9 protein-coding genes and 1 pseudogene are annotated in these 11,378 nt (G+C 42.9%); 3 read left to right on the forward strand and 7 right to left on the reverse strand.

Annotated features, from left to right (window positions below; all coding sequences use genetic code 11):
• Positions 1 to 145: 145 nt before the first annotated feature.
• From H6G86_RS32450 to H6G86_RS32455, 3 genes and pseudogenes are all read right to left on the reverse strand, one after another.
• On the reverse strand, positions 146 to 1,024 hold the full coding sequence (locus tag H6G86_RS32450; protein WP_190937767.1) for a peptidoglycan recognition protein family protein: 879 nt from the start codon (positions 1,022 to 1,024) through the stop codon (positions 146 to 148).
• 212 nt (positions 1,025 to 1,236) lie between these two features.
• Positions 1,237 to 1,332, reverse strand: a pseudogene (locus H6G86_RS39125) (type II toxin-antitoxin system HicB family antitoxin); the annotation flags it as partial.
• A 20-nt stretch (positions 1,333 to 1,352) separates the two neighbouring features.
• The gene (locus H6G86_RS32455) at positions 1,353 to 2,492 is read right to left on the reverse strand and encodes a hypothetical protein (protein ID WP_190937768.1); all 1,140 of its coding nucleotides are present in this window, start codon (positions 2,490 to 2,492) and stop codon (positions 1,353 to 1,355) included.
• Between the two features lie 300 nt (positions 2,493 to 2,792).
• On the opposite strand from H6G86_RS32455, the gene H6G86_RS32460 reads away from it, so the two are divergent.
• A complete protein-coding gene (locus tag H6G86_RS32460; protein ID WP_190937769.1) occupies positions 2,793 to 5,411 on the forward strand; it encodes a U32 family peptidase in 2,619 nt (872 codons plus the stop codon).
• Between the two features lie 351 nt (positions 5,412 to 5,762).
• Positions 5,763 to 6,314, forward strand: a complete 552-nt coding sequence (locus H6G86_RS32465; RefSeq protein WP_242065085.1) for a hypothetical protein — start codon at positions 5,763 to 5,765, stop codon at positions 6,312 to 6,314.
• 154 nt (positions 6,315 to 6,468) lie between these two features.
• Here the strand turns inward: H6G86_RS32465 and H6G86_RS32470 are convergent, their stop codons facing one another.
• On the reverse strand, positions 6,469 to 7,626 hold the full coding sequence (locus H6G86_RS32470) for an extracellular solute-binding protein (RefSeq protein ID WP_190937770.1): 1,158 nt from the start codon (positions 7,624 to 7,626) through the stop codon (positions 6,469 to 6,471).
• A 356-nt stretch (positions 7,627 to 7,982) separates the two neighbouring features.
• On the opposite strand from H6G86_RS32470, the gene H6G86_RS32475 reads away from it, so the two are divergent.
• Positions 7,983 to 8,351, forward strand: a complete 369-nt coding sequence (locus tag H6G86_RS32475) for a hypothetical protein (RefSeq protein ID WP_012409876.1) — start codon at positions 7,983 to 7,985, stop codon at positions 8,349 to 8,351.
• A gap of 282 nt (positions 8,352 to 8,633) precedes the next feature.
• On the opposite strand, the gene cobT is transcribed toward H6G86_RS32475, so the two are convergent.
• The 3 genes from cobT to H6G86_RS32490 are packed head-to-tail and all read right to left on the reverse strand — an operon-like array spanning position 8,634 to position 11,311.
• Positions 8,634 to 9,806, reverse strand: a complete 1,173-nt coding sequence (gene cobT, locus H6G86_RS32480; protein WP_190937771.1) for a nicotinate mononucleotide-dependent phosphoribosyltransferase CobT — start codon at positions 9,804 to 9,806, stop codon at positions 8,634 to 8,636.
• Positions 9,807 to 9,855: 49 nt separating this feature from the next.
• Entirely contained in the window at positions 9,856 to 10,596 is a 741-nt protein-coding gene (locus H6G86_RS32485) for a DUF2232 domain-containing protein (protein ID WP_190937772.1), read from the reverse strand.
• Between the two features lie 13 nt (positions 10,597 to 10,609).
• Positions 10,610 to 11,311: a Crp/Fnr family transcriptional regulator gene (locus H6G86_RS32490; RefSeq protein ID WP_190937773.1), complete on the reverse strand. Its 702-nt coding sequence runs from the start codon at positions 11,309 to 11,311 to the stop codon at positions 10,610 to 10,612.
• Positions 11,312 to 11,378 lie beyond the last annotated feature (67 nt).

An 11,378-nucleotide genomic window follows, 5' to 3' on the forward strand; every position in this document is an offset into this window, starting at 1 on the left:
TACCAGCCACCACCGAATCTAGCGCAGCGTTCCCCTGTTGCGTCAATGTTCACAGTCCCGGTTTTTTGTTCACGATCGCTTGACTTTTAAGACAGTCGCTACGTCTAATGCACTATTTTAGCCTTGCCACGCCATTACGAATAAATTATTTACTAGCTCTATAAATTGGTCTAACCTGACGAAAAGTATTAAGTAAACTCAGAAATTTATTACCATCAAAATTTATCGGGTCAACTTTTTTACCAGAACGATCTACGAGATGATGGGTAGTAATGCGATAGTCTGGAACTTGACTTTGAGCAATTAACCAAGCAAGAGACTTATATTGAGCCTCCGTGTAGCCGCTATGGGTTTGTTGGCTGTTACTGTCATAACTATCTGGCGGTGTTTCCAAAGAAACGTGATAAGCAAAATTATTCACAGATGCAGGTAACTTTGGATTAGTCTGCACAGTTTCCAATCCTTGTGGACTATCAAATACTGAGTTAGCTGCACCAAAAGCCCGCTTTTCTGGCGGTACTAGATAAACCACCGTTCCATCTAACTTGACTAAAGCGTGGTAACTTGCCTGTACACTTTCATCGTTATGGGCTACTTGAAAGAAATTAATCGCGCTGGAAGCAGAATAACCAGTTTCATGAAGGACGATAATCGGTTGGTTGTGAAGAGGTATACCATTAACATCTTGGGCGTACCGTTCTCCATAGTTACTTGGATCAACCGAAGCAACTTGATAACTAGGTCTGTACTTTGCAAAAGCTTGAGTAGTTATGTACCTTGATACAGGCTTGTTAGTCTTGACTGGGGACTTGATAACACGTTGAGATTTTTTCTCTGGCTCTTTCGCTGATTGGAATTGCACCTGCGGATATTGACTGAAGGCCATAACCCGTGGATTAGATACATGGGATGTTGTCGGATTATTGTGTAATTTTGTCGCTCGCCCAATTAGCAGCACTACAATTACAGCCATGAACATCAGCGAGATTAGTAACACCCTAGTCGCCCAGTCTTTAAACCTCATTTTTCTAATACCCGTAAAACGGTAGATATTAACTTATAGCTAAACTGCCATGTCTTTCGTAGAGGCGCACTTCCGTAAACCCCCACCGTAGATGGTATCCAAACGATAATCACTATAACACTTTAATTCTAGTCAAATATACGTTACTAGTATATGTTGGAATGCTAAATAATCGTTTTAGACGCTTCCTCTGTCTAGGGAGCTATTTAAACTTCATAACTTTTGCCATAAGTATGGAATTGCTGCCAAAGGAATTCCGGTAAGTATACCAAGTAGCAATTATCCTCATTTGACCATTGAATAAGCATACTTAGCGATCGCTCATTTATTATTTCTGTATATCTAAATTGTTTAAACCACTAAGTTTAGGAAAATTTTCTAACTCAAACTCATTTTTTATAAGCTGAGAAATATTATTTATTGTTTCAGGCAGAGCAAAAGCCATAAGAGTATTGAGTGTAGTTTTTGCAATTCCCCCACTCTGAGGTTCTGGATGACCTATGTTTCGCAGAATATCAGAAAGTTTTATTGAGGGACGAGAGTGAACTTTGAAAGTTAATCTATCTTGATTTGCAAAACGTATGTACCAATCGTAGTCTGCCATAGTATTTAGCTTAATATCTTGGTTGCCACCTATGAATTCAAGATGTTCAAGGTCTATTAATTCAATATCTTCAATGTTGGGTTTGAATAATTCTCTTAATTTTTGCATCCCATCATCCCAAGTCACATCTTCTGCTGAAAAAATAACTTCAGAGTCTAATTTTGTCTGTAAATTACGTCCCTTACAAAGACTTCGATTTAATAGGGCATATTGGTAGAGGATTTCTGGTATTTCTACCCCAAGAGTATATAAACTGCGTCCCTCACAAAATACACGAGCTTCATCACGAAGTTGATTTATTAGTAAACCAATATCTTTAGTAGCAAAACTTGTGTAATCTCCTCCTTTAGCTTCAAACGCATCAGCTTTAGCTCTGATACTAAAGGAAAGAGCCACAAATAATGGTAATCTTTCAGGTTTTCCTGCATCAATACGATTAAGTTGAGTTCTCAACCAAGCTTCTAAATCTTCGGCTCTTTCAATAAGCTGGTCTGCTTCCAGTGATTCAGGTAGCATATAACTGAACCGCTCATAAGCTTTAAGTAATTTGAAGGTTCGAGTCTCAAACTCTTCTCTACACCTACGAGCTTCTAAATCTTTAACTTCTGCTACAACATTTTGAAAACCTGTACGCATTTCCTCACGGAGAATATTCATTTGCTGTGCTAAGTTACACTGATTGCAAACTAATAACTCAAGAGTGCGGTGTTGAACAGTAAGAGCATTTTGAATGCTATTAAAACATAATTGAATCTGTTCATGATTTCGGTCTAATTTCTTTGTGACCTTGTGAAGTTGGGCAGCATTGTAAATGCCTACACCAAGATTGAGTATATTTACTCCCAGATTAGCAATGTTAAACATATCAAAATTAGCTGGTTGAACAGATTGGATTGTCTCTCCAGTCGAATGATGGCGGGTACACCAAGTACCTGCTTTACCTATGAATACCTCGTATTCCGAGGCATCTCCTCCCTTGAACGGATATGGTTCGGGTTTCTGAGTGAAAGGATTAACCATATTTGTTTGCCAACATAGACTTAATCTCAGTATTCCCAGGAATTATTTTGGTGTATCGCTCGTTCTATACAAAAGAGCGATCGCACCCTCCCCGACAAACTTAGATAAAATCACTATGGTGCTAGTTAACTTTCCCTAAATCTGATGAAAAGCGATCGCCCCCAACTCTCTCCTCAACGTCCTGAACTACTTGCACCAGCAGGTAATTGGGAATGTGCTAAAGCTGCTGTGGAAAATGGGGCAGATGCGATTTACTTCGGTTTGGATCGCTTCAACGCCAGAATGCGGGCAGAAAATTTTACTGAGGCAGACTTACCCCAATTGATGACATTTCTGCACCGTCGCGGCGTAAAGGGTTATGTCACCGTCAACACACTAATATTTCCCAAAGAATTAGCAGAAGCGCAGCAATATCTCCGCACAATTATTGCCGCAGGTGTGGATGCCGTCATTGTTCAAGATGTCGGAACTTGTCGTCTCATCCGTCACCTCTCGCCCGATTTTCCCATCCATGCTTCCACCCAAATGACCATCACTAGTGCGGCTGGGGTGGAATTTGCTAAGTCCCTCGGCTGTCAATTGGTGGTGCTGGCGCGTGAATGTTCTCTTCAGGAAATTAATAAAATTCAGCAGCAGATTGCCCAACAAGATACTTCGCTGCCCTTGGAAGTTTTTGTTCACGGTGCTTTGTGCGTGGCGTATTCCGGTCAGTGTTTGACTAGCGAGGCTTTAGGCGGACGTTCTGCTAACCGAGGTGAATGTGCCCAAGCTTGCCGGATGCCCTACGATTTAATCGCTGATGGGGAAGTTGTAAATTTAAAAGAACGCAAATATTTACTCAGTCCTCAAGACTTAGCAGGGTTAGATGTTTTGCCCGATTTGGTGAAATCAGGAGTAACTTGTCTCAAAATTGAAGGTCGCCTAAAAGCTCCAGAGTATGTTGCTAATGTCACCCGTGTTTATCGGCAAGCCCTAGATGGAGTGATGGAGGAGATCCCCCCTAGCCCCCCTTCAAAAGGGGGGAAAATAGCCCCCCTTGTTAAGGGGGGTTGGGGGGATCTTCCACTTAATCAAGAACACTACAACCTAGAGATGGCATTTTCTCGCGGACTCTACACAGGTTGGTTTGGCGGGATTAATAATCAAGAACTAGTTCACGCCCGCTTTGGTAAAAAACGTGGGGTTTATTTAGGTGAAGTCACCCGCATTCACAACGAACAGGTAACAATCAAACTGGAAGCGCCTGTAAAACCAGGGGATGGAATTGTGTTTGACTGCGGTCATCCAGAAGCGAAGGAAGAAGGCGGCCGGGTTTATGCTGTGGCGTTTAAGGGTAAAGAAGCAATGCTGACCTTTGGTCGAAATGACTTGAACCTGCGCCGAGTGCATATGGGCGATCGCATTTGGAAAACCAGCGATCCCGAACTCGATAAGCAACTGCGTCAAAGTTTTGCCGGTGAGAACCCACAATTTCAGCGTCCCATTGATGTTGAGGTTTATGGAGAAATTGGTCAGCCATTGATTGTGATCGCGCGCGACCGACTCGGTAATATTGTCCAGGTAGAATCTGCAATTTCTCTAGTGGAGGCGCACACTAAACCCTTAGATACAGAACGTTTACAAGAACAATTCGGTCGTCTCGGTAACACGCCTTTCGTTTTGGAAAAACTAACCAACCACCTCAGCACTTCCTTTATGCTGCCCGTAAGTGAGTTGAACCGGATGCGGCGCGAAATTGTGGTGCAGTTGGAAGAATTGCGAAGTCAACCTAAACGCTGGCAATTACGTTCTGATGTCACTTTCCAAGATTTACTCCCCTCCTCATTTTCCTCTTCTCCTACCCTGCGGGAAGCTAAAGCTACATCTCCCTCACTCATCGTCTTAGTACGAAACCTTAAGCAACTCCAAGCCGCCCTCAGAGCTGGGATTGAAACACTCTACTGTGAATTTGAAGACCCCCGCGCCTACCGAGAAGCGGTGCAAATGGTTCGCCAACAACAGCAAAAAAACAAAGTAGACAATTCTTCACTTTTAACTGATAACTCACCACTCCCCACAATCTGGGTTGCACCACCCCGAATTACCAAACCTGGGGAAAATTGGATTTTGCAGCAGGTACGTGCCTGTGAAGCAGACGGCTATCTGATACGGAACTACGATCAATTGCAATTCTTTGCTCAAGACCGTTGTATTGGAGATTTTTCGCTCAATGTTGCTAATCCCTTGACGGCAGACTACTTTCAGCAACGCTTTGCTTTAGAACGGCTGACGGCATCTTATGACCTGAATATTTCCCAACTGCAAGACCTGCTCACCAGTTGTCCACCCCAGTGGTTTGAGGTGACAATCCATCAACATATACCGATGTTCCACATGGAACACTGCGTATTCTGTGCTTTTCTATCGACAGGTACAGATCATACTAACTGTGGGCGACCTTGTGAAAAGCAGGAAGTAAAATTAAAAGATCGTGTAGGCAGCGAACATGTCCTCAAGGCAGATGTAGGTTGCCGCAATACTGTATTTAACGGCACAGCCCAAACTGGAGCGGAGTACGTACAGCGTCTGATAGAGTTGGGATTACGTCACTTTCGTATCGAGTTTGTAAATGAAACCCCTGATCAAGTGACTAAAATAATACATCGCTACCGTCAAGTATTGCAAGGTGAGATTACAGGTTCCCAACTATGGCGCGAGTTGAAGTTGCAAAATCAATTGGGTGTAACTCGTGGCCCTATGGGAGTATCTGCATTGCGCTCATAATTCATTTTCTGAACGCCCAGCTTGGGAAAGTGCTTTAGGAGCATTTAAGAACATCATTATTGCATGAAATAATTTTGCCTTCAAACCAACAAAGTCAACAGCCTAGCTTCAGACCCCTTCTGAACAGGAGAGGTATTTTCTTCTCCCCTGCTTCTCTTCTTCTCCTGCCTCCCCTGCTCTCTTCGGTGAGCAACAAATACAATTAATTCGCGTCGTGGAGGAATATCTCAAGCCGACGCTGTATCAACAAGGAAGTTAAACCTCAGACAATCGAATAATTTGCATCGTTGCCATTAAAGTTTAAATTGTGCGAATTTTTACTAATGCCTTAATTACGAATTAGTATCAGCTATGCCTATACCTAAATTGTGCGATGCCTATGGCGGGCTGCGCCAACGCCAAACATCATTTTCATTACTACTAACCATTGCCCTCATCACTTTACTAATCCCGTCGCCCTCGCTAGCGCAAACCCGCCCGATACCGTCGCCATCGAGTGCGCCTTTAGAACTAGATTTATTGACCAAGCCAAAAGACTATGTAATTACAGCTAACACAATTCATCCACAAGGATTAACTGTTCCGAGTTTATGGTGGGCACAACAAAACTCTGAAAGAAAGCTCTTGGATAATTGGATAGCATATCCAGCTTCTGGTAAGGAAGCTGCACGAGTAGACTTGATCGTAAATCAGCAAATTTGGAGCTTACTAGAGTATATAGAGCGCTATGACTTCGTAAATCGCTTGGGTAGCGCTGCACGAAACTTTGGTTACAATGTCCGGGTATTTAATTATCAAAAGGAACCCTTAGCAACTTACACTTGCAACTTTAGTACAAGTCCAGCTTTATGCAGTATCCAAACAACTGTTAAGAACAAGATAGGCTTACAGCGTTCACTCTAGACAATTAGGGAGTGGGGAGTGGGGAGATGAGGCAATATGGTTGGGATAAGCAGGTGAGAGGGGGCAGAGAGCAGGGGAGCAGGGGAGCAGAGAATGAGGGATAAGTGAGTGGAAGAGAATAATTAATAACCAATGCCCAATGCCCAATGCCCAATTAAACCTTCATTTTGGCGAACAAAGACTCGTATTGTTTTATTGCAGATGGCGGTAAGGGAAGTAAAAATTCACTTTTATCCAAAACTTCGCGATCGCTCTGTAACAAACTCCGTAATGGTTCTTGGATGTCGGAAGCGGCAATATTTGTTGAAATTGGCGAATTACTTTTAGTCAGCACCGAAATTTGTTTAGCTGTACTTGGTTGCCAACAAAAATCAATCCATTGATCTGATAAAGTACCCTTATCAATACCTGCGGGACGCACCCACAAGTCCGCCCACATTGCTGTTCCTGACTGGGGTATAACTGCGCCAAGTTGCGGATAACGTCCTAGAACTTGCAGTACATCGCTTGACCAACCAACCGCTAGCCAAGTGTCTCCCATAATTAAAGGTTCTAAGTAGTTCTTGGAACTGTAGAACTTCACCTGTTGGTTTAATGTCTGTAATTCCTTTTCCAAGTTTGGTACTTGGTCAAGATTCTCTGTATTGTAAGATTTTCCTAGCTTCTTTAAGACCAGACCAATAACTTCTCGTGGTTGATTAAGTAGGGAAATGCGCTGCTGCATTCCATCTCGCCACAAATCACTCCAATCTTTGGGTGTCCATCCCAATTCTCGAAACTTGTCACGGTTATAAACAATCACCGTGGTACCCCACCGATAAGGCGCACCCCACACCTTCCCTTGAGTATCTAAGTTACCTTGGTCGTCGCGTGTTACTAATTTTTTCCACTTTTCATCTAAAGCAGACCATTGCTTTAATTGGTTTCCCTGTAACTCTTGGAGTGGTTGAATCAGTTTCTGCTCAATAGCTGCTTTTAGCCAGTAATCTCCCAATGTCACGAGGTCTGCATCAGCCGTTTTTTGACCTTGCCTAAAGGGTATAAAGCGACTCCATCCTTGTTCATCGGTGGCTTTTGGTTTTTTCTGCCAATTTTGTAATTGCTGAAATAAATCCTCTATCTGCTCGACTGGGGCAAACTTTAACTGCACCTGTTGCTGCAAACCTTTGTGGAACTGATTCACCACCTGACCAGGTATAGAACCTTTTAATAACTGTACTTTTAGTTGCGTCTGCCTGTTTCCACCACAGCCAAAAAGCAGTTGTGAAAGTGCCAGTGTGCTTGTACCGAGCAAAAAAGACCGTCGATCCATTGATTTTGGATTTAAGATTTTTGATTATACCTAATATTAAGCAGAGATTCACCAGAGGCTGACTAGGTGAAAAAGCGGAGTTGGAAATTTATTGGAGTTTTCTCTGGTTGATACCGATAATTTGGAATATTTGACTCAAAATAGCAACTTTATCGGCAAATTACTACCTAAAAGTGAATTTATCTCCATAAATTTCATTAGTGGTACTTATAGTCCAACTTTACCTACATTTAGAAATAATGATTTAAATGTCACATTTGCACCAAAAATTATCAATACTTAAATAATCCATAAGTATCGTTAAGGTTGGGAGTAAATTGAATAACATATAGAAAATGTACGGATAAAGGTATTAAATGGAGCTATTACAGCAGCAGATCCTGACTTTAAGCGAAAAACTGGATGCCCTCTGTCAAGTAATTGAGCAACTTGATGCTAAAGTCACTCAAACTTTCTCAGAGTGTTCCATAGCAAATACACAAGCAAAGGATAATTATCAGGAAAATGGTGCGGCTGGAGGCTATCAGCTCAGACGTATCAGTTTAAATCCAGAAATGGAACACAAGGATGTATTAACAGATGGTATTTATCTAGATATGCATCGTCAAAGTGGAGATAATATAACACCAGAAATTCAAATACAACGACTAACAGCGCAGTTAACAGCAGCATACAATCGCATTGCTGCCTTGGAAGAACAATTACTTAGAGAAAGAATTCATTAAATTTAACCTCAGTTCAACGAATTACAAAAATGCCTGGAGGTATGGAAGGAAAACCTTTAGGCTCAATATCAAGTGATGGTTTTGTGGGCATATATTTAAGTATAAGCAACTAATCCAGCTATCAAATTGATGAAAAGCAAAACACACTATTACGTAAATATATGTAATAGTGTGATGTGTAGGATCATAAGCTTTTAGTGCATTCCTCACTATGAAACAAATGGAAGTTTTTAAGAAAGCGCAGAGGGATGTAAAGTCCTGACAAATTTAATTCCCTATGAATTAATGAAATGCTGTACTTAGCCGTTCAAGCTGAGATTCAATAGCTGTTAAAAGTTGGTGTTGCTGCCAATTGTGGCTAAGATGGGCGGCTATGCAAGCTGCCCCAGCACCCATACCTTCTTTCACAAAGCCCTGCTCATAAGCTCTCAGTTGAGGATAACGAGAATCAGCAAAGCTGAGATTAGTTGCTAATAGGGGAGGGGTTCTTCCACTCGGAGTCAAGTTGCCTTTTTCTAAGCTGAGGGCTAAGTCAACTGTAGCCCCAGTAGGATCTTCTGCTACCCAACGAGTTGTGCCTATAACTACTGCTTCTGGTTGCCATGATAAGGCGTAAGCTTGAGCGATCGCACTCATCAGAGCATAAACCGCCAGCATTTGCGTCCCACCAGCAAGCATTACACCACAACTACGACTAGCTGCGATCGCCATCCCAGCTACCACCACCTGCATGGGATCGCCCACAGCAGCGACGATTTTTAGCGGATCTATGGAAGTCATGATTTGAGATTGAAATATCTCATCCTGCCCCCTGCTTTCTGCTTTCTCTAGCCCTGCTTGCACTAGTGCCCACTTTTGCTTGTGGTTACAAATAGGGTGGCTACTGTTAACTTTTCCGGCAGCATCTATACCTAAAGCAGTTAAGATTGCCAGGGCAGTTGTAGTACCTCCAACGACGCACTCACCAAAAATCACATAACTCTGTTGCATATTGGCAGCAAGGCGTTCTCCCCAAAGTAGCCCTTGTTTAAACAAGTGATGTACCGTTGTAATTTCCATAGCAGCGCCTCCACTTAAACACTTAGCAGAAGCGCCACCCAAATCAATTAATGGCACAGCCGGAGGGTAGGGTAAACCAGCATTAAACAAATGAACTGGTATCTTTAGTGACTCAAAGACAGCGCGAGAAATCAGCACAGGTGAAGCCCCAGCCGCTAATGGTGGTAGGGGATGTTGGGGCTTATGTTCTGGGCCGTAGTACAAAAACTCGGCATCGGCACAAGCAGTATATTTCCGATCTTCTGGAGTTCGACCGGCTGCTGAAATCCCTGGAATTAAACCAGTTTCAGTAAATCCTAAAACACATCCAAATACGGGCAGACAACCACGATATCGTCGTAGCCATTCTTCACCTTGTTCTTTTTGGGTATAAATACGAATTTGGGAATTGGGCATTGGGAATTAGTTAGGACTAATTATTTAACCAAGGACAAATGACAAATGACTATCCCTCATAATCCATGAGGACTTGTACCCAGCGTGGTGGACGGGGAATGGGATTGCCCAGACGGTCAAAAAGAAACCATGCTGCGAGGTGTACCACAAAAAGGTAGATAAAGTTGTTGAGTAAAATTAGAGCGATCGCTCCCACTTGAATCAAAAATACGCTGGGACTCGCCAATAAACTCAGCTTTAAAAATACCCACTCAATAAACTCAGTCACTTGGGTAATCACATAAATCCACAGGTCTTCACCCGACAAAACAGACAACAACCACAGTCTAAAAAAGACCCCCAAAGTACCCAATAGCGTACCCAAGGTGATAGAAACAATCCAGGGAACACGACGACGATACCATGTCGCTCCCAAAAGCACGCCCATAAACCCGTAGGGCATGACAAACAGCAAACTACGGGCTGGCCCCATCAGTACAGTTAGCAGTAACCCAGAGGTGAGTGCTGCCATCCATGCCGCACGCTTGCCCCAACGCAGATAAACTAGAGCGATGGGAACCGGAAAAAATATCCGTAAAACTGGGCCCAAGGGAAAATAGAAATTAATAAACCAAATTAAGCTAGCAGTACTGGCTAAAAATGCCGTTTCTACCATCCTCAACGGCGCATCAGCCTTGAGTTGAGGAGGCATTAACTCTTGTTCTTTGTTTAACCAATGATTGTGGGGAGTTGAAGATTCAGTTGATGGTTCTTCCTCCGGTTCATCTGGCAGAGAATCTAAAATACTCATATTTGACAAGTTCTTAAACTATCATTCTTTCCAAGGCTGACAAATCGGGAATACAAATAGTGTCTTGATCCCGTTTAATCAAGCCTTTTTTTTCTAGCCTTGTCAATACTCGTGTCACAGTTTCCCGTGCCAGTCCGCTCAAACTACTCAATTCTCGATGAGGTAAATTGGGGATTTCGGTTCCTGTTTGCCCTTTTTTTCCCTGTCCTTCTGCTAAAAATAGCAATGTATCTGCCACTCGTGACTGGCTATCAGATTCCCGCAAACGCAATCGGCGATTTACTTGCCGCAAACGTCGTGCCATTAATTGCGCCAATCGAACTCCAGCCAAGGGTTCTATCTGAAGTAACTTGACAAAATCCTGAGCAGGCATACTGCCAATTACTGTTGGGGCTAAGGTAATCACATCTGTGGAGCGAGGAACTTCATCTAGCGCCGCCATTTCACCAAATAATTCCCCTTTACCAAGAATATTTAGCGTTACCTCTTTTCCTTCCAGATTGTAGGTGCGGATTTTGACCCATCCGTCCATAATAAAATACACAGAACCACCCCAGTCATTTTCTAGCAGAATTACCTGATTGGCTGGGTGAGTGCGGGTAACAAGATGGACAAGGGCTGATTCCACAGCAGGTTCTGGCAACCCTTGAAAAAAGGGAGCGGAGGTGATCATCCAGGGATTAGCCTGTGCTTGCAAGCTATATCGGTCTTCCATTACGACATTTTTATTGAAGCTGCTATGTACACACAACAAACAAGAGCGCCATTTCTAGCCTTAGTCA

Source organism: Nostoc sp. FACHB-133 (assembly GCF_014698055.1).
Taxonomy (GTDB): domain Bacteria; phylum Cyanobacteriota; class Cyanobacteriia; order Cyanobacteriales; family Nostocaceae; genus Nostoc.